The organism is Enterobacter sp. HMSC16D10 (assembly GCF_001807145.1).
Classification (GTDB): domain Bacteria; phylum Pseudomonadota; class Gammaproteobacteria; order Enterobacterales; family Enterobacteriaceae; genus Enterobacter; species Enterobacter roggenkampii.
In genome coordinates, this window is the sequence record NZ_KV787838.1 from 43,337 (window position 1) to 65,659 (window position 22,323).

The following is a 22,323-nucleotide window of genomic DNA, read 5'->3' on the forward strand; positions in this document are numbered from 1 at the left end:
GAGCAAGACTTGCTACCGTTGGTCCGTGTCAGACACGCGCCTGGTTGTCGACCGCGAGCATACCGAGTGCGCGCGTAAATTTCTGGGTTAAATAACCGGTTTCGTTGCTGGAAGCAGAGGCACACAGCATCCCGGTGGAGAGCCAGCGGTTGACCGTGACGCCGTCGGCGTTTTTCTCAACAAAGTTGGCATCGCGGTCTTCTTTAATCAGTTTAGCGATGCGGTCAAACGCCTCTTCCCAGCTGATTTGCTGCCATTTGTCGGAACCCGGCGCGCGGTATTCAGGGAATTTCAGGCGGCTTTCGGAGTGGATAAAGTCCACCAGACCGGCCCCTTTCGGGCACAATGCGCCGCGGTTAACCGGGTGATCCGGGTCGCCTTCGATATGGAAAATAGACGCTTTGGCGTTTTTAGCACCGTCGCCGAGGCTATACATCAACAGCCCGCAACCGACAGAGCAGTACGTACAGGTATTACGGGTTTCACGGGTGCGCAGCAGTTTATACTGCCGCGTTTCCGCCAGCGCTACGCCGGGCGCAAAGCCCAGTGCCGCTGCCGTGGTGCCTGCCATACCGCCAGCGCAGATCTTAAAGAACTGCCTTCTGCTGACCTGCATGGGTCACTCCTTGTTTCGACATTGCTTACATATGTAGTTTTGACTTCGCGGTTGAAGAATGACCGCAAAGGAAAAAATTTGCGTTAATCCCTCAATTCCACGAGGGATATCATCAGAATACCACATTGTCGGTACAGCTGTTCTAATGGCGTTAATACAAAGTGAACGTATTATCACCATGTTGATTATAAAGTGTGATATTGATCACGTTAACAGCTCTGCATGTTAAAGCGGTGTAGCCGGTGGCAGGTTGCACCCCTGCTAAATGAGTAGGAGAATGGTTGTCGAAAAGTTGATCCATACTATGCGTACAGCCTGTGGTTTATGCTGCAATAGCACGCTCGCTTCCGTGGTTGTTCAGGAATACCGCTGTGTCTAAACAAAACCGTGCTCCCCACTCGTCACCCCTGCCTGCCGGCATAGTGGAACTGTCGGTACACCGACCGCCCCACATAACTCATGCCATACCCGATTTTCTGGCCGAAGAAGTGCCCGTTGCGCTCGTTTACAACGGCATCTCGCATGTGGTGATGATGGCGTCTCCGAAAGATCTTGAGCTGTTCGCCATCGGTTTTTCCCTCTCGGAAGGCATCATTGAGCATCCGCAAGATATCTATGGCATGGACGTGGTGCAGGCCTGCAACGGCCTGGAAGTGCAAATCGAGCTCTCCAGCCGCCGCTTTATGGGGCTGAAAGAGCGTCGTCGCGCGCTGGCCGGGCGTACCGGCTGCGGCGTGTGCGGCGTTGAGCAGCTCAACGATATTGGCAAACCTGTTTCACCACTGCCGTTTACTCAGACCTTTAATCTGGCGCACCTCGATCCTGCGCTTGAGCACCTCAACGATGTACAGCCTATCGGCCAGCTCAGCGGCTGCACGCACGCGGCGGCGTGGGTATTGCCGTCGGGAGAGATTGCCGGTGGGCATGAAGACGTGGGCCGCCACGTGGCGCTGGATAAGCTGCTCGGTCGTCGTGCACGTGAAAGTGAGGTTTGGCAGCAGGGCGCCGCGCTCGTTTCCAGCCGCGCCAGCTATGAGATGGTGCAAAAATCGGCGATGTGCGGGGTGGAGATCCTGTTTGCCGTGTCGGCGGCAACGACGCTGGCGGTGGAGGTGGCCGAGCGCTGCAACCTGACGCTGGTGGGTTTCTGCAAGCCGGGAAGGGCGACCATTTATACCCATCCACAGCGATTAATAGTTAATCAGTAATTTTGAATGATAATAGCAAATCCTTCCGCTTTTAGTTGTTCGCGATGAGGTCTAGTATTTATCTCATCAAGGCACGGTGCCTTACCTAAATAACTTAATGAAAGGGTTTATATTATGAAAAGCATCAAAACTTTTGTCGCTGTAATCGCTCTGGCTTCTTCTTTTGGTTCTTTCGCTGCGCAGACCGTAACCGCAACCGCCTCTACCATTGATGGTGCAGAAGCGAAAATCGCGGCTCAGGCTCAGGAAGCGGGTGCGTCATCATACAAAATTACCCAGGCATTCACAGGTAACCGCGTACACATGACTGCTGAACTGAACAAATAAGCGAGTCACACCGTCGAAAGAGCGCCCCCGGGGCGCTTTTTTAGTTTATGCCCGCTACGCGCAGCAATGCCGTCACCACCGCCGCGGCCACGATGACCACAATCAACGGCATTTTCCGCCAGGCCAAAAACACCGCAAACGCCACGCCCAGCACGCGCGCCATGCCCGCGAAGTGTTCTCCCTCATAAAAGGTGGTCGCCAGCGCCACGGAGAACAGCAATACCGTTGCCGCATCTGACAGCAGCGCCTGAGAACGCTCCGACAACGCCAGCCGGTTGCCGAGTTTGGCGCCGCCAAGGCGCATTAAATAGGTTCCGGCAGAAAGAATGGCGATGCCGAGAATAAAGACCGTCATGTTTTCCATTATTTTTTCCTCGCGGCAAGACCGAGTAAAGAGAGCAGTACCGGTAATCCCACCGGGGCAAACGGTACGGCGGCCAGCGATAACACGGCGCCGCTGCAGGCGCGGATCAGCGTGGTACGGTTCTTAAATGCGGGAACCACTAATGCCAGCAGAATGGCCGGAAATACCGCATCCAGCCCGATGGTCTCAGGGTCGGGCAACAGTTTGCCGACCATGGCCCCCAGCAGTGCGCCAAGCGGCCAGACGAGGGCGACGCCTAAGCCGCACAGCCAGTAGGCGGCTTTACGCTGTTCGGCGGTTTTTTGCGACAGGCCAAACACCACGCTTTCATCGTTCATGATGTGGCAGCCCAGCAGGCTCAGACCGCGCTTGCCCACCAGCTCTCGCACCGTCACGCCAAACGGCACGTGGCGCGCGTTGACCAGCAAACCTGCCGCCGCGGCCGCCAGCGGATTGCCGCCGCTCGCCACGATGCCGATAAACATGAACTCAGACGCGCCCGCCAGCACGGTAATGGAGAGCACAAACGGCACCCAGACCGGGAAACCGTAGGCCATCGCCAGCGAGCCGTAGGACATCCCGACCACGCCCACCGCGAGGCAGACCAGGATGATTGCTTTTATGGTGTCGCCTTTCAGACAAGAGAGATGATGCTTCATACAATTTTAGCCATATCGAACGTGTATCCATTATAATGAACGCAACGAAACTGATTTTCAAGACGAACGATTCGTTCGTTTTATAGAACAAGAGGCCGTTATATGACGCAGCCGATCAGCCTGATCGCCAAAAGTCTGGTGCGAGAACGCCTGCGAACCGGGCTTTCACTGGCGGAAATTGCCCGCCGTGCCGGGATCGCAAAATCCACGCTTTCCCAGCTGGAGTCCGGCAACGGTAACCCTAGCCTGGAAACGCTGTGGTCGCTCTGCGTGGCGCTGGATATTCCTTTCGCCCGCTTGCTTGAGCCGCAGCTACCGACCACGCAGGTGATACGCCGTGGTGAAGGGACGAAAGTGGTCGCCGGAGAGGCTAATTATGAAGCCATTTTGCTGGCGGCATGCCCCCCCGGCGCGCGCCGCGATGTCTATCTTCTGATGACCCAACCGGGTGCAGACCGTCTTTCTCAGCCGCATCCGCCGGGCTCGGTGGAACATATTATTGTGACGCAGGGGCGGGCGCTGGTCGGCCTGCTCGACGCGGCGGAAGAGCTCGGCGCAGGGGATTACATTTGTTATCCCGCCGACCAGCCGCACATCTTCAAGGCCCTGGAGCCAGACACTTACGCGCTGCTGGTGGCGGAACAAAACTAACAGAGATACGGAAACTCATGTCGCTTAAAGCCATTGCCAAAGAACTGGGGCTGTCGGTCACCACCGTCAGCCGCGCCCTCAACGGATATGACGACGTCTCCGCCGAGACGCGCGCACGCGTGGAAGCAGAGGCCCAGCGCCGTGGTTACCGACCGAACACCTTCGCCCGTCGTCTGAAGATGGGCAAAATCGACGCCGTTGGGCTGGTGTTCCCGGTCCATCCTGTTCCGCTCAATAACAGCGTATTTATGGACATGGTCGGCGAAATTAGCCACGAACTGGCGAGACATGAAATCGATTTGTTGCTGATTGCCGATGACGATCTGGCCGATAAACACAGCTATATGCGCATGGTGCAAAGCCGCCGCGTGGATGCGCTGATCGTGGCCCACACGCTGGATCGCGATCCCCGTCTTGAGCAACTGCAGGCCGCCGGTTTTCCTTTCCTGGCGCTCGGGCGCAGCCAGCTACCGCAGCCGTACGCGTGGTTCGACTTCGACAACTATGCCGGTACGTACAATGCGACCCGCTGGCTGATCGGAAAAGGCCATCAGCGCATTGCCCTGCTGGGCGAAAGCAACAATCAGGCATTCATCACCCAGCGCCGTCAGGGCTATCTGGACGCGTTGCGGGAAGCCGGGCTTTCCAGCGAATGGCTGCGCGCCATGCCCCCTTCACGCCGGGTGGGGTATGCCACCACGAAAGAGCTTCTCTCGCTATCGCAGCCGCCCACGGCCATCATTACCGACTGCAACACTCACGGCGACGGCGCGGCGATGGCGCTGGCGGAGCTGGGCCGCCTGACCGGCGAGAACGCCGTTGCGCTGGTGGTTTATGACGGGCTTCCGCAGGATAGCATCGTCGACGCTGACGTGGCGGCAGTGATCCAGTCCACCCGTCAGGGCGTCGGGAAACAGATTGCCGATATGGTTCGCCAGCTGATCAACGGCGAGGCGATCGAGCAGCTCCAGGTGCTCTGGCAGCCCGAATTCTCTCCCGGCCAGACGGCCTGAATCTCTCCATTTTCTAAACCCGATCACAAATCCGAAACGTTTTGGTTTGTATCCGAAACGTTTCGGATCAAAACTCAAGGCATCCCATGACAGGAGATGTCTGATGCAAGATTCCATTTTACGACTCGAAAGCGCGACGGTGGATGTGGTGATAAAAACGCACCCGTTCGCCGAAATTATCTACTGGGGGCCGCATCTTCAGCACTTTTCGCCGCAGAATGCTGAAACCCTTTCCCGGCCAGTTGCCAACGGCAGGCTGGATGTGGATTCTCCGGTCACGCTGATGGCCGAGCTGGGGCACGGCCTGTTTGGGTCACCCGGTATTGAAGGGCATCGTCTGGGCCGGGACGGTTCACCTGTCTTTAGCACCACAGATGTCCAGCAGCAGGGGCAAACCCTGACGATTACGGCAGAAGATGAACAGGCGGGCCTGCGGCTGGCCAGCGAGCTGGCGCTGGACGCCAGCGGCGTGCTGGCGGTGCGTCACGGCTTAACCAACCTGAAAGCGCAGGCGTGGCAGGTGGACCGTTTTGCCATAACGCTACCCGTGGCCGAACGCGCGCGGGAGGTGATGGCCTTCCATGGACGCTGGATCCGGGAATTTCAGCCGCACCGCGTGACGCTTGAGCACGACAGCTTTGTGATTGAAAACCGCCGGGGTAAAACCTCCCATGAACACTTCCCGGCGCTGATTGCCGGTACGCCGTCATTCAGCGAAATGCACGGCGACGTCTGGGGCGTGCATCTGGGCTGGAGCGGCAACCACCGCCTGCGTGCGGAAGCCAAAACCGACGGCGCCGCTATCTGCAGGCTGAAGCCCTCTACCTGCCGGGCGAAATGGCGATTGAGGAGGGCGACACGCTCTGGACGCCGCGCCTGTATGCAAGCTACTCCGCACAGGGCCTGAACGGCATGAGCCAGCAGTTTCACCATTACCTTCGCGACAACGTTATCCGCTTCCCCGAAAACAAACCGCGCCCGGTTCACCTCAATACCTGGGAAGGCATCTACTTTAACCACGATCCGGACTACATCATGCGCATGGCCGACGAGGCGGCCGCGCTGGGCGTGGAGCGCTTTATCATCGACGACGGCTGGTTCAAAGGTCGCAACGACGACTACGCCGCGCTGGGTGACTGGTATCTGGACGAGAAGAAGTACCCGAACGGCCTCACGCCGGTCATCAGCCATGTGAAACAGCTCGGCATGGCGTTTGGCATCTGGGTTGAGCCGGAGATGATTAACCCGGATTCCGATCTTTATCGTGCGCATCCCGACTGGGTGCTGGCGTTGCCTGGCTACAGGCAACATACCGGGCGGCACCAGCTGGTGCTTAACCTGAACATTCCGCAGGCGTTTGATTACCTGGTGGAGCGTATGAGCTGGCTTCTGGGTGAACATGAGGTCGACTACGTGAAGTGGGACATGAACCGTGAGCTGGTGCAGCCGGGTCACGACGGAAAGGCCGCCGCCGACGCGCAAACCCGCCAGTTTTATCGCCTGCTGGACGTGCTGGGCAAGCGTTTCCCGCACGTCGAATTTGAATCCTGCTCCTCCGGCGGGGGGCGAATTGATTATGAGGTGCTGACGCGCTGCCACCGCTTCTGGGCCTCGGACAACAACGATGCGCTGGAGCGCAACGCTATCCAGCGCGGCATGAGCTATTTCTTCCCGCCGGAGGTGATGGGGGCGCATATCGGTCAACATAAATGTCACGCCACCTTCCGCCAGCACAGCATTGAATTCCGCGGTCTGACGGCCCTGTTTGGCCATATGGGGCTGGAACTGGATCCCCTCACCGTTGATGAGAAGGAGCGCGAAGGTTATCGCCGTTACGCCGCGCTGTATAAGCAGTGGCGCGAGGTTATCCATCAGGGCACCCACTGGCGCGTGGATATGCCGGATGCCACTACGCTGGCACAGGGTATTGTGAGCGAAGATAAAACGCAGGGACTGTTTATCGTCAGCCAGCTCGCCATGCCGGACTACACGTTGATGATGCCGCTGCGCATGCCGGGGCTTGAGGCCAGCGCGCAGTATCGTATTTCGCTGCTCGATCACCCTGAGATTCGCATCACCGGTGAGGGAGGCCATACCATGCGCAAGCTGCCGGCATGGATGGAAACGCCGCAAACGGCGAGCGGTGAGTGGCTGATGCAGGCGGGCATTGCGCTGCCGATTCTCGATCCGGAAAGCGCCATCCTGATTGGCGTGGAACGCGTGTAAAGGTGACGGGCCGGGAAACTGGCCCTCCGTTGAGGATAAAAATAATGAACACAACAACCTGTACCCACAAAGACAACCCTAATTTCTGGATTTTCGGGCTGTTCTTCTTTCTCTACTTTTTCATCATGGCCACCTGCTTTCCGTTCCTGCCGATCTGGCTGTCGGATATCATCGGCCTCAATAAAACCCATACCGGCATCGTCTTCTCCTGCATCTCACTCTCGGCCATTGCCTTCCAGCCGGTGCTTGGGGTGATCTCGGATAAACTGGGGCTGAAAAAACACCTGCTGTGGATCATCTCCGTGCTGCTGTTCCTGTTTGCCCCTTTCTTCCTCTACGTCTTTGCGCCGTTACTGAAAGCCAACATCTGGCTGGGCGCGCTGAGCGGCGGCATTTATATCGGCTTTGTCTTTTCGGCGGGCTCAGGAGCCATTGAGGCCTACATTGAACGCGTGAGCCGTAACAGTTTCTTTGAGTACGGCAAGGCGCGCATGTTTGGCTGCCTCGGCTGGGGGCTGTGCGCCTCCACGGGCGGGATCCTGTTCGGCATCGATCCGTCGTATGTTTTCTGGATGGGTTCGGCGGCGGCGCTGCTGTTGATGCTGTTGCTGATGGTCGCAAAGCCAAGACCCAATCAGACGGCGCAGGTGATGAATGCGCTGGGTGCCAACCAGCCGCAGATCACCGCGAAAACGGTCTTTAGCCTGTTCCGTCAGCGCAGAATGTGGATGTTTATTCTGTACGTGATTGGCGTGGCCTGCGTCTACGACGTTTTCGACCAGCAGTTTGCTACCTTCTTCAAAACGTTCTTCACCACGCCGCAGGAGGGCACTCGCGCCTTTGGTTTTGCGACCACTGCCGGGGAAATCTGCAATGCGATCATCATGTTTTGTTCACCGTGGATCATTAACCGCATCGGCGCGAAAAACACGCTGCTGATCGCCGGGGTGATTATGGCGACGCGCATTATCGGCTCGTCGTTTGCCACCACCGCCGTAGAAGTGATTGCCCTGAAGATGCTGCACGCGCTGGAGGTGCCGTTCCTGCTGGTGGGGGCCTTCAAGTACATCACCGGGGTGTTTGATACGCGTCTTTCGGCGACTATCTATCTGATTGGCTTCCAGTTTGCCAAACAGTCGGCGGCAATCTTCCTCTCCGCGTTTGCCGGGAATATGTATGACCGGATCGGTTTTCAGGAGACATACCTGATGCTGGGCTGTTTCGTGCTGGCGATTACGGTGGTGTCGGCGTTTACGCTCAGCAGCAGGGAGGAGATAGCGGCGGGCAATAAGGCGCTAGAAGTCCATTAACACCCTGAACCCATTCACTATTCCGGCGTTGGTCAAAAAATGAATAACCTTATAAAAACTACGGCATTGATAATCATTTTCAATATCATTTAATTAACTATAATGAACCAACTGCTTACGCGGCATTAACAGCTGTGCCGCCCGACAATAATGGAGAGGATTATGAGTTATACACTGCCATCCCTGCCGTATGCCTACGACGCACTGGAACCGCATTTCGACAAGCAGACGATGGAAATCCATCACACTAAACACCACCAGACCTACGTGAACAACGCGAACGCCGCGCTGGAAAGCCTGCCTGAGTTCGCTAACCTGCCTGTTGAAGAGCTGATCACCAAGCTGGACCAGCTGCCAGCGGACAAGAAAACCGTGCTGCGCAACAACGCGGGCGGTCACGCTAACCATAGCCTGTTCTGGAAAGGCCTGAAAACCGGTACCACCCTGCAGGGCGATCTGAAAGCGGCTATCGAGCGCGACTTCGGTTCCGTTGATAACTTCAAAGCGGAGTTCGAGAAAGCCGCTGCAACCCGTTTCGGCTCCGGCTGGGCGTGGCTGGTACTGAAAGGTGACAAACTGGCCGTGGTTTCTACCGCGAACCAGGACTCCCCGCTGATGGGTGAAGCTATCTCTGGCGCATCCGGCTTCCCAATCCTGGGTCTGGACGTGTGGGAACACGCTTACTACCTGAAATTCCAGAACCGTCGTCCGGACTACATCAAAGCGTTCTGGGACGTGGTGAACTGGGACGAAGCAGCAGCGCGTTTCGCCGCTAAAAAATAAGGTTGCATTGACGCCTGTGAGAAGCGAGTCTGATGGCTCGCTTTTTTTGTATCTGCGTAATGGAGGCAGCGATGCATTATCCGGTGAATGTATTTACAGGCAAGGTAAGGGAGTACGACGGCAGCCGCCCGAGCGCCATCGCCAAAATTCAGGTCGACGGTGAGCTGACGTTAACCGACCTCGGGCTTGCGGGCGACGAGCAGGCCGAAAAGAAGATCCACGGCGGGCCGGAGCGCGCGCTGTGCCACTATCCGCGCGAGCACTATCAGCACTGGAAGGCGGAGTTCCCCGAGCAGGCGGATCTCTTCGTTGCTCCCGCGTTTGGTGAAAATCTCTCCACTGAAGGGCTCACCGAAAAGAACGTGTTTATTGGTGATATCTACCGCTGGGGCGATGCCCTGATTCAGGTGACGCAGCCGCGCTCGCCGTGCTTCAAGCTCAACTACCATTTCGGCATTCATGACATGTCGGCTCAGATGCAAAGCGCGGGTAAAACCGGCTGGCTGTACCGGGTGGTGCTGGCTGGGCAGGTTTCAGCGGATGCGCCGCTTGAGCTGGTATCACGCCTGAGTGAGGTGTCTGTTTACGACGCCTGCGCCATTGCGTGGCATATGCCGTTTGATGACGAGCAGTATCATCGCCTGCTGTCGGCGGCGGGGCTGTCGACCAGCTGGACAAGAACGATGCAGAAACGGCGTTTAAGCAGCAAGATCGAGGATAATTCGCGGAGGTTGTGGGGGAAATAGACCTCCGTAAAAAGTAGGCCGGGTAAGGCGAAGCCGCCACCCGGCACAAACAGCTACGAACGCTTATACAACGGTAGCCACAGCGTTAACCGCAGTCCACCCAGCGGGCTGTCGTCGGCTTTCACCCAGCCGCGGTGCTGCTGCATGGCGGTTTCCACAATCGCCAGCCCCAGTCCCGTACCGCCCGATTCCCGGTCGCGCGCCTCGTCGGTGCGGTAGAACGGACGGAAGATCTGCTCGCGGTCTTCCGGGCTGACGCCAGGACCGTCGTCGTCGACAATGACGGTGATCCCGTCTTTATCCACCGAGAACGCCACCTCAATCTTCGTGTGCGAGTAGCGCAGGGCGTTACGCACGATATTTTCCAGCGCGCTTTCCAGCGCGTTGGGGTTACCGTACAGCGGCCACGGGCCCGGCGGGAAGTTAACGGTGAAGGATTTGCCCATCTGCTCCGCTTCGAACGCCGCGTTATCCAGCACTTCATGCCACAGATGATTGGCTTTCACCGTTTCGCTCACCAGCGCGTTTTTCTGCTGATTGCGCGACATGACCAGCAGATCGTTGATCATGCTGTCCAGACGATGCGCTTCGGTTTCGATGCGCTCCAGCTCTTTGCTTTCTCCGCTGCGGCGGCGCAGCAGGGCGGTGCCAAGCTGTAAGCGCGTGAGCGGGGTACGCAGTTCGTGCGAGATATCCGACAGCAGGCGCTGCTGGGCCGTCATCATGCGATCGAGCGCGCTCACCATCTGGTTAAAACTGGTCCCGGCGGCCAGGAACTCCTGCGGTCCGGACTCCAGTTCTGGGTGCTGCCTCAGGTTGCCCTGCGCCACTTCGTCGGCGGCGTTTTTCAGCTTACGTGCGGGTTTTGCCAGGCTCCACGCCAGCCATAACAGCAGCGGCGAGCTGACCAGCATCGTGACAATCAGCAGCAGGAGAGGGCGGTCAAACAGCAGATTGATAAAATCGGACTGGGAGCTGCTCGCGGGGCGAATCAGGTAGAGCTGATAGTTATCCTCGCCATCTCTGACGGAGAACGGCCCCACCATCTCTACGCGGCCATATTTTTTCTTCTGGGGGTGATCGGCATTATCTGCCTGGCCAATGAAGTTGCGGATGATCTGCATTTCATTGCGATCGGCGCCAATCACGCGGCCTTCGCTGGTCACCAGCAGCAGGCGTTGTCCGGGCGGCGCCCACTTGTCGATAGCGCGAAACAGCCTGCGCCACCACATCAAATCGTTTGGCGGATCGTTTGCCAGCTCGGCTTCCACGTGCTGCTCGATCATCACGCCCTGACGTTGCTCGCTGTCGAGCAGCTCCGTCATCTGGCGTGAGTCGAGTTTTGGCAACATCAGTACGAGCATTAAAACCAGTGCCAGCGTCAACCAGAAGATGGCGAAGATGCGGGCGGTTAAGCTTCCTATCATGAAGCGGAAACCATCAGATAACCGCGACCACGCAGGGTTTTAAACCATGGGTGACCGTCTTTACGCTCCGGCAGCTTACGGCGCAGGTTAGAGATGTGCATGTCGATGGCGCGGTCAAACGGGGTCAGACGTTTGCCCAGCACTTCCTGACTTAAATGTTCACGCGATACCACCTGGCCGAGGTGCTGTGCCAGCAGATACAGCAGGGTGAACTCGGTGCCGGTGAGTTCCAGCGTCTGGCCATCAAAGCTCGCTTCCTGGCGGCCCGGATTCAGGCTCAGGGAGTCGACTTCAAGGGTCGGTGAACTGTTGTCTGTATTCTGCTGCTGCTCGCTCCAGTGGGAACGACGCAGGATCGCGCGAATACGGGCGACCAGTTCGCGGTCGTTAAACGGCTTCGGTAAATAGTCATCCGCGCCCAGCTCAAGGCCGAGTACGCGGTCGAGTTCGCTGCCGCGTGCGGTCAGCATGATAACGGGGGGCTGGTGTGTCTGGCGAAGCTCTTTCAGCGTATCAATGCCGTTTTTCTTCGGCATCATCACGTCGAGCAAAAGTAAATCGATGCTGTCGTCAAGGAGACTCAGCGCCTGCTCGCCATCATGGGCAACCAGGACGTTGAAACCTTCCCTGTCGAGCAACTCCTTTAAAAGGGATGTGAGCTCTCGGTCATCATCAACTAACAGGATTTTATTCATTGTTTAAATACCTCCGAGGCAGAAATTACGACATCAAGGCTGTCTAATCCATGACTTTACGTTGTTTTACACCCCCTGACGCATGTTTGCAGCCTGAATCGTAGACTGTCTCTCGTTGAATCGCGACACGAAAGATTTTGGGAGCAAGTGATGCGCAAAGTTACCGCTGCCGTCATGGCCTCAACGCTGGCGTTCAGTGCGTTTAGCCAGGCTGCTGTAGCTATCATCAGCGATAACGGTCCCTTACAAGAGGGCGCAACGCAGAACAGCAGCCAAAGCCATATGTTTGACGGCATAAGTTTAACCGAACATCAGCGTCAACAGATGCGAGATCTGATGCAGAGGGCGAGACACGACCAGCCCCCTGTTAATGTTAGCGAAATGGAGACAATGCATCGCCTTGTCACCGCAGAAAATTTTGACGAAAGCGCTGTGCGCGCTCAGGCCGAAAAAATGGCACAGGAACAGGTTGCTCGCCAGGTAGAGATGGCGAAGGTCCGCAACCAGATGTTCCACCTGCTAACGCCGGAGCAGCAAGCGGTTTTGAACACCAAACATCAGCAGCGTATGGATCAGCTGCGTGAGGTTGCACGGATGCAGCGAAGCTCAGAAATCTCGTTTTTCAGTAGCAATAGCAGTACCCGTAGTAACCAGTAAACCCTGTTTTCCTTGCCATAGACACCATCCCTGTCTTCCCCCACATGATGTGGGGGTTTTTTTTGCCCCACATTCTGTTTGTTAACCGTTTATTCATCCTTCGACTCCACATGCTTCCGTTATACTAGCGGCATGACATGACAGGAGCGTTTATGAATCAATCCTATGGAAGACTGGTCAGCCGGGCCGCCATCGCGGCGACCGTCATGGCATCCAGCCTGTTACTGATTAAAATCTTTGCCTGGTGGTATACCGGCTCGGTCAGTATTCTGGCGGCGCTGGTGGATTCGCTGATGGACATTGCCGCCTCATTGACCAACCTGCTGGTCGTACGTTACTCGCTGCAGCCAGCGGATGAAGAGCACACCTTTGGGCACGGTAAAGCGGAGTCGCTGGCCGCGCTGGCACAAAGCATGTTCATATCCGGTTCTGCGCTGTTCCTGTTTCTCACCGGCATTCAGCATCTCGTCTCGCCGACGCCGATGAACGATCCCGGCGTCGGCGTCGTTGTGACGGTCGTTGCACTTATTTGTACACTTGTTCTGGTAACGTTCCAGCGCTGGGTCGTTCGCAAAACGCAAAGTCAGGCCGTACGGGCGGATATGCTTCATTATCAATCTGATGTTATGATGAATGGGGCTATTCTTATTGCGCTCGGTCTGGCCTGGTATGGCTGGCATCGGGCCGATGCGTTGTTTGCGTTAGGGATTGGTATCTATATTTTATATAGCGCCCTGCGGATGGGGTATGAAGCAGTGCAATCGCTGCTTGACCGCGCCCTCCCGGACTCAGAACGTAATGAAATTTTTTCTATCGTGACCGCCTGGCCCGGCGTCAGCGGTGCACACGATCTTCGAACGCGGCAGTCAGGGCCGACCCGCTTTATTCAGATTCATATTGAAATGGAAGACAACCTGCCACTGGTTCAGGCTCACGTGATTGCTGAGCAGGTCGAGCAGGCGATTTTGCAGCGTTTTCCTGGTTCAGACGTCATCATTCACCAGGATCCCTGCTCGGTTGTACCCGGACATGTTGGGCTTTCGTAATTCGTTGTAAAAAAGTGAGCCAGGCCAGCATTTTGTGTATAAATTACCGCCATTTGGTCTGACCTGAATCAATTCAGCTGGAAGGGATTGATATACTATTTGCAGTATTCGTTGGTCGATAAGTTTCTTCCGGCAACAGATTTCAATTTTGCATTCCTAAGTTCAGAGGTAGTCATGATTAAGAAAATCGGTGTGTTGACAAGCGGCGGTGATGCGCCGGGCATGAACGCGGCAATTCGTGGGGTTGTCCGCGCGGCGCTGACGGAAGGTCTGGAAGTTTTTGGTATCTATGATGGTTACCTGGGTCTGTATGAAGACCGTATGGTTCAGCTCGACCGTTACAGCGTGTCTGACATGATCAACCGTGGCGGTACCTTCCTTGGGTCTGCGCGCTTCCCGGAATTCCGTGACGAACACGTTCGTGAAGTGGCTATCGAGAACATGAAAAAACGTGGACTGGACGCCCTGGTGGTTATCGGCGGTGACGGCTCGTACATGGGTGCAAAACGTCTGACTGAAATGGGCTTCCCGTGCATCGGCCTGCCGGGCACCATCGACAACGACATCAAAGGCACCGACTACACCATCGGTTACTTCACCGCGCTGGGCACCGTTGTGGAAGCGATTGACCGCCTGCGTGACACCTCTTCTTCCCACCAGCGTATCTCTATCGTTGAAGTGATGGGGCGTTACTGCGGTGACCTGACCCTGGCTGCGGCAATTGCGGGGGGCTGTGAGTTTGTCGTGGTTCCGGAAGTGGAATTCAGCCGTGAAGATCTGGTAGCTGAAATCAAAGCGGGCATCGCGAAAGGCAAAAAACATGCGATCGTGGCTATCACCGAGCACATCTGTGACGTAGACGAGCTTGCGAAGTACATCGAAACCGAAACCAAGCGTGAAACCCGTGCAACCGTACTGGGGCACATCCAGCGTGGCGGTTCCCCTGGCCCGTACGACCGTATTCTGGCGTCCCGTATGGGCGCGTACGCAATCGAACTGCTGCTGCAGGGCCACGGCGGCCGCTGCGTCGGTATTCAGAACGAGAAACTGGTTCACCATGACATCATCGACGCGATTGAAAACATGAAGCGTCCGTTCAAAGGTGACTGGCTGGACTGCGCGAAAAAACTGTACTGATTGGCTCTGTTGCCCGGTGGCGCTGCGCTTACCGGGCCTACAAAAGCACGACTCGTAGGCCGGGTAAGGCGTAGCCGCCACCCGGCTTTTTTTAGCGTACACGCTTTTTTATTCCACTACGTTATAGCCAATCTTTTTTTATTCTTTAATCCTCGATTCGCTTTCTGGCACGCTGCATTCATCAAAACACTACACAAGAGAGCTGGGCGATGAATAAATGGGGCGTGGGTTTAACATTATTGCTGGCATCGACCAGCGTTCTGGCTAAGGATATCCAGTTACTGAACGTGTCATACGACCCGACGCGTGAACTGTATGAACAATACAACAAAGCGTTTGCGGCACACTGGAAGCAGGAAACCGGCGACAATGTCGTGGTTCGCCAGTCTCACGGTGGTTCTGGCAAGCAGGCGACCTCCGTCATCAACGGTATTGAAGCCGACGTGGTGACCCTGGCGCTGGCCTACGATGTTGACGCGATCGCCGAGCGTGGCCGTATCGACAAAAACTGGATCAAACGCCTGCCGGATAACTCCGCGCCCTACACCTCGACCATCGTTTTCCTGGTACGTAAAGGCAACCCGAAACAGATCCATGACTGGAATGACCTGATTAAGCCGGGCGTGTCAGTTATTACCCCTAACCCGAAAAGCTCCGGCGGCGCACGCTGGAACTATCTGGCCGCCTGGGGCTATGCACTGCACCACAACAACGGTGACCAGGCTAAAGCCCAGGAGTTCGTGAAAGCGCTGTACAAAAACGTCGAAGTGCTGGACTCCGGCGCGCGCGGTGCAACCAACACCTTCGTGGAGCGCGGCATTGGTGACGTGCTGATTGCGTGGGAAAACGAAGCCCTGCTGGCGACCAACGAACTGGGTAAAGATAAGTTTGAGATCGTGACCCCAAGCGAATCTATTCTGGCTGAGCCGACCGTCTCTGTTGTCGATAAAGTGGTTGAGAAGAAAGACACCAAAGCGGTGGCGGAAGCCTACCTGAAGTACCTCTACTCGCCGGAAGGTCAGGAGATTGCAGCGAAGAACTTCTACCGTCCACGCGATGCGGCTGTGGCGAAGAAATATGACGGCGTATTCCCGAAACTGAAGCTCTTCACCATTGATGATGTTTTCGGTGGCTGGACGAAAGCGCAGAAAGAGCACTTCTCTAACGGCGGCACCTTTGACCAGATTAGCCAGCGCTGAACATAAATAAACGATACGGTGACCCGGCGTGAGAAATCCGCCGGGTTTTTTATTTGGTCATCATTTTGCGTTACTCTTTTGCCTCTATTGAAAACAGGGAACGCGTCGTGAAAAAAATTATCTTATTGATCCTCATTGTCATCGCCCTTGCCGCTGGCGGCTGGTACTGGATGAAAGCGGGTAATCCGAATGCGTTGCGACATATCGTTCTCGACCAATGCCTGCCGAATCAACTGCAACACCGTAACCCGGCACCGTGTGCGCAGGTGAAACCTGACGCAGGCTATGTAGTCTTTAAAGACCGCAACGGGCCGCTGCAATACCTGCTGATGCCGACATACCGCATCAACGGCACCGAAAGCCCGCTGTTGACCGAAGCGCATACGCCGAACTTTTTCTGGCTGGCCTGGCAGTCGCGTAGCTTTATGACCCTGAAGCGTGGAAGCGAGGTGCCCGACAGCGCCATTTCACTGACGATTAACTCGCCGACAGGGCGCACGCAAAACCATTTTCACATTCATATCTCCTGCCTGCGCCCGGACGTGCGCGAGAAGCTGAACGCCGCACAGGGAGAAATCAGCACCCAGTGGCTGCCCCTTCCTGGCGGCCTGGAAGGGCATGAGTATCTTGCTCGTCGGGTGACGGAGAATGAACTGGTGCAGCGCAGCCCGTTCATGATGCTGGCTGAAGAGCTGCCGGAAGCGCGCGACCATATGGGGCGCTTCGCGCTGGCAATGGCGCAGCAGTCAGATGGTTCGTTTGTGTTGCTGGCAACCGAGCGCAACCTGCTGATGCTTAACCGCGCGTCTGCTGAGGAACTGCAGGATCATCAATGCGCTATCCTGAATTGACCCCACCATAAATAGCGTTTACTCGCCCTGCCTGTCGCCGTAGACTTGCTGAAAAATTCTACAGGAGACAGGTATGTCGCTCTGGTCAACGTATCCTCTGTTGCTGCCTTCACTGATTGTGGGCGTCACCATCGTACTATGGGCGACGTCGCTATTGCCGGAGTTCATTACCGCGCTGCTGTTCTTCACGGCGGCAATGACCGCGAAGATCGCCCCGCCGGAGACGATCTTCGGTGGTTTTGCCGCGTCGGCTTTCTGGCTGGTCTTCAGCGGATTCGTGCTCGGCGTGGCGATACGTAAAACCGGGCTGGCGGACCGGGCCGCCCGGGCGCTGTCGGCAAAGCTCACCGACTCCTGGGTATTAATGGTTGCTAGCGTGGTGCTGCTGAGCTATGCGCTGGCGTTTGTGATGCCGTCGAATATGGGACGTATTGCGCTGCTGATGCCGATTGTCGCCGCAATGGCGAAACGCGCCGGTATCGCTGACGGCTCCCGCGCCTGGTTTGGTCTGGCGCTGGCGGTAGGGTTCGGGACGTTCCAGCTTTCGGCGACGATTCTGCCCGCTAACGTGCCTAACCTGGTGATGAGCGGTGCGGCAGAAGGTTCGTACGGCATCCACCTGAACTATGTCCCGTATCTGCTGCTGCACACGCCGGTGCTGGGCATTCTTAAAGGCCTGATCCTGATTGGCCTGATCTGCTGGCTTTTTCCCGGCAGCCCAAAACCGCCGAAGGAACAGGCGCCGTCTGAGCCTATGGGGCGGGACGAAAAGCGTCTTGCCTGGCTGCTGGCGGTGGTGCTGGGGATGTGGGTGACGGAGAGCTGGCACGGCGTGGGGCCCGCCTGGACCGGGCTGGCGGCGTCGGTCATCGTTATGCTGCCGCGCATCGGTTTTATCACCGGGGAGGAGTTTTCTGCGGGGGTGAATATGCGCACCTGTATCTACGTTGCCGGTATTCTGGGGCTGGCGATCGTCGTGACGCAAACCGGTATCGGCACGGCGGTGGGCGAGGCGTTGCTCCGTATTATGCCGCTCGATGCAGACCGACCGTTCACCAGCTTCCTGGCGCTGACCGGTATTACCACCGCACTCAACTTCATCATGACCGCCAACGGCGTTCCGGCGCTGTATACCACCCTGGCGCAGAGCTTCTCGGATGCGACCGGCTTCCCGCTGCTGTCGGTGATCATGATTCAGGTGCTGGGCTATTCTACGCCGCTGCTGCCGTATCAGGCGTCGCCGATCGTGGTGGCGATGGGGTTAGGAAAAGTGCCTGCCAGGGCGGGGATGGTGCTCTGTCTGGCGCTGGCGGTGGCAACGTATCTGGTGCTGCTGCCGCTGGATTATCTGTGGTTTAGCCTGCTGGTACGGCTGTAAAAAAGCCCGGTGGCGCTGACGCTTACCGGGCCTACGGAACCGTAGGGCGGGTTAGCAAAGCGCCACCCGCCACAAAGGCAATTACGCCTGTTTAGCCGCTTCTGCTGCTTTAACGATCACCGCGAAAGCGTCAGCTTTCAGGGATGCACCGCCAACCAGCGCGCCATCGATGTCTGGCTGGGTGAACAGCTCAGCAGCGTTAGACGCGTTAACGGAACCACCGTACTGGATGATCACTTGCTCAGCCACTTTGGCGTCAGCTTTCGCAATGTGGTCACGGATGAATTTGTGAACCGCCTGAGCCTGCGCAGGGGTGGCTGATTTGCCGGTACCGATCGCCCAGACTGGCTCGTAAGCGATAACCGCGCCTTCGAACGCTGCTGCGCCCTGCGTTTTCAGCACTGCGTCGATCTGACGTGCGCACACTTCTTCAGTTTTGCCCGCTTCGTTTTCTGCTTCGGTTTCACCGATGCACAGAACCGGGATCAGACCCTGCTCTTTAAGCACGGCGAATTTCTTCGCGATGAACTCGTCGGATTCTTTGTGATAGGTGCGACGCTCGGAGTGGCCGATGATGATGTATTTCGCGCCGATATCTTTCAGCATTTCAGCGGACGTTTCACCGGTGAACGCGCCAGACAGGTTAACGTCAACGTTCTGCGCGCCCAGAATGATGTGGCTGCCGTCAGCGGCACGTTTAGCCAGATCCAGGTACATATCCGGCGGAGCGATAGCAACCGCGCAGCCGGTCACGCCAGCCAGCTCTTTACGCAGGTTCGCAACCAGTTCGTTTACCATGTGGCGGCTGCCGTTCAGTTTCCAGTTACCCATCACTAAAGGATGTCGCATTTCAATTCTCCACGCTCAATAAGCGAATTAAGGAATATGGCCACCCTGTCGGGCAGCATGGTCTGTGAATCAGTATAGAGATTTTCCCTCGAAAGGCTTTGCTTTTTGTCATTAATTCGCCCCGCCGAGGGTGTCAGATAGTGCCAGCTTAATCGGTTCAACAGCGAAGGTCAGTCCTTTTTCGCCGTTGTCCGCCACAACATAGCGGATCGCGCCTTCGGTATCGGCGTAGTAACGCTTATTTTTACCGGCGGTGAGGAGTTTTTGCAGCTTTTGTTGGCTTTGCTTTTTCGTCAGCGCAGGGGTAAACGCCTGCAATACCGCGCTCATGTACTCCAGCGCTTTCGCCTTCGCGGCTTTCTGCTCTGGGCCCTGTATTGGCAGCCAGGTGATTTGCATGCTTTTGATTTTTAACGTCCCGCGCTCCAGCGCCGTGGAGGCATACAAATTCTCGTTAATCTTGCTTGCTGCACGGGTCAGGGTAGGCGTGTCGCGGGGGCCATCAATGGCACGAAACTCATCCAGCGGCAGCGTGGGATTGGCCTGATTGAAGGCTTCACGAAACTGGCTGATGGACTGATCGAACGACGGTGCGCCCGCCAGCAGGTACGGTGCTGTGGTCGGGGCTGTGGTTTCGGCGGCGTGCAGGGTAAAACCCGCGCTGAGCAGCGCTAAACACAGGAAAAGAGAATGTGCCGAACTTTTCATCAACATTGCCCCTGGCCGTAAGTGCTCATGATTAAAACGATATCTGGTCGGCTTGTCAAAAGGTCACAACTCCAGGGTAAAATGCGGGCTAAACGATAATAAGGAACCTTACATGACCATACAGCAGTGGCTGTTTTCATTCAAAGGGCGTATTGGACGCCGTGATTTCTGGATCTGGATGGTGACGTGGGTTGTCGCCATGCTGCTTCTGTTTTTCGTCGCCTATAACGCGTGGCTGAGCACGCAAACGGCGGCCTTCGCGCTGGTCTGCCTGCTCTGGCCAACGGCGGCAGTCGTGGTGAAACGCCTGCACGATCGCGGCCGCTCCGGCGCGTGGGCATTTCTGATTATTCTGGCGTGGATGCTGGTGGCGGGAAACTGGGCGATGCTTCCGTCCATCCTGCCGTGGGTGGTGGGCAGGCTGCTGCCGTCGGTCATCTTCGTGATGATGGTTGTCGATCTGGGCGCGTTTATTGGCACCCAGAGCGAAAACAAATACGGTAAAGACACCGTTGAGGTGAAATACCGCTGATCACCAGTAGTGTTCGGCGGTCATATGGCCCGGTCGGCGGCGAAGATGTTTCGTCATCTGCCGGGTATCCTTCAGAAGCTGCTGCGTGTCGCGTACCATCTGCGGGTTGCCACACAGCATGACGTGGCTGGTTTCAGCGTTCAGCGGCAAACCCACCGCCTCTTCCAGGGCACCACTCTCAATAAGCGCCGGCACGCGGCCGGTCAGCGCTCCTGCTACGGTTTCGCGGCTGACCACCGTCTGAATCTTTAACTTTCCGCCGTACTGCTGTTCCAGCGCCTGCATCTGCGGCAGGTAGCTCAGGTCTGCGGCGTAGCGCGCAGCGTGAACCAGCACGATGTTTTTAAATCGCTCCAGGTCTTTGCCGTACTGCAAAATAGAGAGATAAGGGCCGATGGCCGTACCGGTTGCCAGCATCCAGAGCGTGTCACAATCCGGGATCTCTTCGAGCACAAAGAAGCCTGCTGCTTCACTCACGATTTGCACGTCGTCGCCGGGCTTGAGGGCGGCAAGGCGCGGGCTGAGTTTACCGTCAGGTACGGTGACCAGATAGAACTCGAGATCCGGGTTATCAGGCGCGTTAACGTAAGAGTAGGCGCGCTGCACGCGCTCGCCGTCGACATCCAGCCCCAGCTTCGCAAATTGCCCGGCTTTAAACGGGTGGACGGGAGCATGCAGGGTGAGACTAAATAGCGCATCGGTCCAGAACTGTATCTTTGTGACTTTACCTGTTACCCAGTCCGCCATGATCTTCTCCTGTGCTGTTTCTCTGCTCTATCTTCCGTACTTAACGGGGAGATTTCCAGCCCATTTGGGCCGGAAAGCTCTATCGATCAAACGGTTTTACAGAATGTGCGTCTGTACGTCCGGGTCTTTGCGGTCGAGATAGTGGATAGACTGGATGCGGCGAATGGTGCGTGATTTTCCGCGGATCAGCAGCGTTTCAGTGGTGGCCATATTGCCCTTGCGGCTGATGCCGTCCAGCAGATCGCCTTTGGTGATACCTGTCGCCGAGAAGACCACGTTATCGCTACGGGCCATATCATGCAGCGCCAGCACTTTGTTGGCCTCGATGCCCATCGCTTCGCAGCGTGCCAGCTCGTTTTCTCCGATACGGCGGTTCTCTTCGCTGTCGCCTTTCACCTCGTGGCGGGGCAGCAGACGAGCCTGCATATCGCCGTCCAGCGCGCGGATCACTGCCGCAGAGACTACGCCTTCCGGCGCGCCGCCGATGCCGTACAGCACGTCTACTTCGCTGTCCGGCATGCAGGTCAGGATCGAGGCGGCAACGTCACCATCCGGAATGGCAAACACGCGCACGCCGAGCTTTTGCATCTGCGCGATGGTGGCGTCGTGGCGCGGTTTGGCCAGAATAGTGACGGTGAGTTCGCTCAGCGGTTTGTTCAGCGCGCTGGCGACGTTACGCAGGTTCTCTTCCAGCGGCAGGCTAAGGTCGATTGCGCCTTTTGCGCCAGGACCGACAATCAGCTTTTCCATGTACATATCCGGCGCGTTGAGGAAGCAGCCTTTATCGCCTACGGCCAGCACCGCCAGGGCGTTGGCCTGACCCATTGCGGTCATGCGCGTACCTTCGATCGGGTCGACGGCGATATCCACGGCATCACCTTTGCCGGTACCGACTTTTTCACCGATGTAGAGCATTGGCGCTTCGTCGATCTCGCCTTCGCCGATCACGATGGTGCCGTCGATGTTGACCTGGTTAAGCACAATGCGCATGGCATGGACGGCTGCGCCGTCGGCGGTATTTTTGTCACCACGACCCAGCCACTTATAGCCTGCAAGGGCGGCCGCTTCGGTGACGCGGGAAAACTCGATAGCAAGTTCACGTTTCATGAGGTACTCGTACAATCAAAAGGAATTGCACGAAGTTTATCACAGAGTGGGGAGGGGCGATGTACCTGCGCCGCTGGCTGCAGGAGA

General features: G+C 56.8%; 23 protein-coding genes and 1 pseudogene. 15 read left to right on the forward strand and 9 right to left on the reverse strand.

The annotated features are described in order from the left end of the window. A partial coding sequence (locus HMPREF3143_RS26185; protein ID WP_254668418.1) for a molybdopterin-dependent oxidoreductase occupies positions 1 to 616 on the reverse strand: 616 nt, incomplete at its 3' end. A gap of 371 nt (positions 617 to 987) precedes the next feature. On the opposite strand from HMPREF3143_RS26185, the gene fdhD reads away from it, so the two are divergent. Together fdhD and HMPREF3143_RS04600 are read left to right on the forward strand one after the other, a co-directional pair. Then, positions 988 to 1,824, forward strand: coding sequence for a formate dehydrogenase accessory sulfurtransferase FdhD (gene fdhD, locus HMPREF3143_RS04595; protein WP_045336239.1), 837 nt, complete (start codon positions 988 to 990; stop codon positions 1,822 to 1,824). 114 nt (positions 1,825 to 1,938) lie between these two features. Beyond that, positions 1,939 to 2,151 carry a YdgH/BhsA/McbA family protein gene (locus HMPREF3143_RS04600; protein WP_070531955.1) on the forward strand — a complete coding sequence of 71 codons (213 nt, stop codon included), beginning with the start codon at positions 1,939 to 1,941 and terminating at the stop codon, positions 2,149 to 2,151. A gap of 40 nt (positions 2,152 to 2,191) precedes the next feature. Here HMPREF3143_RS04600 and HMPREF3143_RS04605 read toward each other — a convergent pair whose 3' ends face one another. After that, positions 2,192 to 2,515, reverse strand: coding sequence for an AzlD domain-containing protein (locus HMPREF3143_RS04605; protein ID WP_008501826.1), 324 nt, complete (start codon positions 2,513 to 2,515; stop codon positions 2,192 to 2,194). Continuing rightward, entirely contained in the window at positions 2,515 to 3,174 is a 660-nt protein-coding gene (locus HMPREF3143_RS04610) for an AzlC family ABC transporter permease (RefSeq protein WP_023293608.1), read from the reverse strand. Before HMPREF3143_RS04610 ends, HMPREF3143_RS04605 begins: the two co-directional genes overlap by 1 nt. A gap of 102 nt (positions 3,175 to 3,276) precedes the next feature. Here HMPREF3143_RS04610 and HMPREF3143_RS04615 point away from each other — a divergent pair, with 102 nt between their 5' ends. The 6 genes and pseudogenes from HMPREF3143_RS04615 to yiiM all read left to right on the forward strand — a co-directional run bounded on the left by HMPREF3143_RS04615 (position 3,277) and on the right by yiiM (position 9,903). Then, a complete protein-coding gene (locus tag HMPREF3143_RS04615; protein ID WP_021242797.1) occupies positions 3,277 to 3,825 on the forward strand; it encodes a helix-turn-helix domain-containing protein in 549 nt (182 codons plus the stop codon). A gap of 17 nt (positions 3,826 to 3,842) precedes the next feature. After that, positions 3,843 to 4,838, forward strand: coding sequence for a LacI family DNA-binding transcriptional regulator (locus HMPREF3143_RS04620; protein ID WP_023293607.1), 996 nt, complete (start codon positions 3,843 to 3,845; stop codon positions 4,836 to 4,838). 103 nt (positions 4,839 to 4,941) lie between these two features. Then, positions 4,942 to 7,064 (forward strand): annotated as a pseudogene (locus tag HMPREF3143_RS04625) (alpha-galactosidase). 44 nt (positions 7,065 to 7,108) lie between these two features. Continuing rightward, positions 7,109 to 8,374: an MFS transporter gene (locus HMPREF3143_RS04630; RefSeq protein ID WP_070531958.1), complete on the forward strand. Its 1,266-nt coding sequence runs from the start codon at positions 7,109 to 7,111 to the stop codon at positions 8,372 to 8,374. A 162-nt stretch (positions 8,375 to 8,536) separates the two neighbouring features. Continuing rightward, positions 8,537 to 9,157 (forward strand): superoxide dismutase [Mn], encoded by a 621-nt coding sequence (gene sodA, locus HMPREF3143_RS04635; RefSeq protein ID WP_003861999.1) that lies wholly within the window; start codon positions 8,537 to 8,539, stop codon positions 9,155 to 9,157. Between the two features lie 71 nt (positions 9,158 to 9,228). Continuing rightward, positions 9,229 to 9,903, forward strand: a complete 675-nt coding sequence (gene yiiM, locus HMPREF3143_RS04640; protein ID WP_008501820.1) for a 6-hydroxyaminopurine reductase — start codon at positions 9,229 to 9,231, stop codon at positions 9,901 to 9,903. A gap of 53 nt (positions 9,904 to 9,956) precedes the next feature. On the opposite strand, the gene cpxA is transcribed toward yiiM, so the two are convergent. Together cpxA and cpxR are read right to left on the reverse strand one after the other, a co-directional pair. Then, positions 9,957 to 11,330 carry an envelope stress sensor histidine kinase CpxA gene (cpxA, locus tag HMPREF3143_RS04645; RefSeq protein ID WP_003862003.1) on the reverse strand — a complete coding sequence of 458 codons (1,374 nt, stop codon included), beginning with the start codon at positions 11,328 to 11,330 and terminating at the stop codon, positions 9,957 to 9,959. Beyond that, the gene (cpxR, locus tag HMPREF3143_RS04650; protein ID WP_070531959.1) at positions 11,327 to 12,025 is read right to left on the reverse strand and encodes an envelope stress response regulator transcription factor CpxR; all 699 of its coding nucleotides are present in this window, start codon (positions 12,023 to 12,025) and stop codon (positions 11,327 to 11,329) included. The genes cpxA and cpxR overlap by 4 nt, the downstream gene beginning before the upstream one ends. A gap of 150 nt (positions 12,026 to 12,175) precedes the next feature. Here cpxR and cpxP point away from each other — a divergent pair, with 150 nt between their 5' ends. The 6 genes from cpxP (at position 12,176) to HMPREF3143_RS04680 (ending at position 18,293) form a co-directional block, all read left to right on the forward strand. After that, positions 12,176 to 12,682, forward strand: a complete 507-nt coding sequence (cpxP, locus tag HMPREF3143_RS04655) for a cell-envelope stress modulator CpxP (protein ID WP_070531962.1) — start codon at positions 12,176 to 12,178, stop codon at positions 12,680 to 12,682. Between the two features lie 152 nt (positions 12,683 to 12,834). Beyond that, positions 12,835 to 13,728, forward strand: coding sequence for a CDF family cation-efflux transporter FieF (gene fieF / locus HMPREF3143_RS04660; RefSeq protein WP_008501817.1), 894 nt, complete (start codon positions 12,835 to 12,837; stop codon positions 13,726 to 13,728). A 174-nt stretch (positions 13,729 to 13,902) separates the two neighbouring features. Then, on the forward strand, positions 13,903 to 14,865 hold the full coding sequence (gene pfkA, locus HMPREF3143_RS04665) for a 6-phosphofructokinase (protein WP_008501816.1): 963 nt from the start codon (positions 13,903 to 13,905) through the stop codon (positions 14,863 to 14,865). A gap of 209 nt (positions 14,866 to 15,074) precedes the next feature. After that, entirely contained in the window at positions 15,075 to 16,064 is a 990-nt protein-coding gene (locus HMPREF3143_RS04670) for a sulfate ABC transporter substrate-binding protein (RefSeq protein WP_032675657.1), read from the forward strand. Positions 16,065 to 16,171: 107 nt separating this feature from the next. Continuing rightward, positions 16,172 to 16,915: a CDP-diacylglycerol diphosphatase gene (locus tag HMPREF3143_RS04675; RefSeq protein WP_023293602.1), complete on the forward strand. Its 744-nt coding sequence runs from the start codon at positions 16,172 to 16,174 to the stop codon at positions 16,913 to 16,915. A 73-nt stretch (positions 16,916 to 16,988) separates the two neighbouring features. After that, complete coding sequence (locus HMPREF3143_RS04680) at positions 16,989 to 18,293, forward strand: SLC13 family permease (RefSeq protein ID WP_070531965.1); 1,305 nt, start codon at positions 16,989 to 16,991, stop codon at positions 18,291 to 18,293. 81 nt (positions 18,294 to 18,374) lie between these two features. On the opposite strand, the gene tpiA is transcribed toward HMPREF3143_RS04680, so the two are convergent. Further along, positions 18,375 to 19,142, reverse strand: a complete 768-nt coding sequence (tpiA, locus tag HMPREF3143_RS04685) for a triose-phosphate isomerase (protein ID WP_003862019.1) — start codon at positions 19,140 to 19,142, stop codon at positions 18,375 to 18,377. Positions 19,143 to 19,253: 111 nt separating this feature from the next. Then, a complete protein-coding gene (locus HMPREF3143_RS04690; RefSeq protein ID WP_021242806.1) occupies positions 19,254 to 19,850 on the reverse strand; it encodes a DUF1454 family protein in 597 nt (198 codons plus the stop codon). A gap of 112 nt (positions 19,851 to 19,962) precedes the next feature. Here HMPREF3143_RS04690 and HMPREF3143_RS04695 point away from each other — a divergent pair, with 112 nt between their 5' ends. Beyond that, positions 19,963 to 20,382 carry a DUF805 domain-containing protein gene (locus HMPREF3143_RS04695; RefSeq protein WP_008501811.1) on the forward strand — a complete coding sequence of 140 codons (420 nt, stop codon included), beginning with the start codon at positions 19,963 to 19,965 and terminating at the stop codon, positions 20,380 to 20,382. Here the strand turns inward: HMPREF3143_RS04695 and fpr are convergent, their stop codons facing one another. After that, positions 20,383 to 21,129, reverse strand: a complete 747-nt coding sequence (fpr, locus tag HMPREF3143_RS04700) for a ferredoxin--NADP(+) reductase (RefSeq protein ID WP_070531967.1) — start codon at positions 21,127 to 21,129, stop codon at positions 20,383 to 20,385. A gap of 96 nt (positions 21,130 to 21,225) precedes the next feature. Continuing rightward, entirely contained in the window at positions 21,226 to 22,236 is a 1,011-nt protein-coding gene (glpX, locus tag HMPREF3143_RS04705; protein ID WP_023293599.1) for a class II fructose-bisphosphatase, read from the reverse strand. Between the last annotated feature and the right edge of the window lie 87 nt (positions 22,237 to 22,323).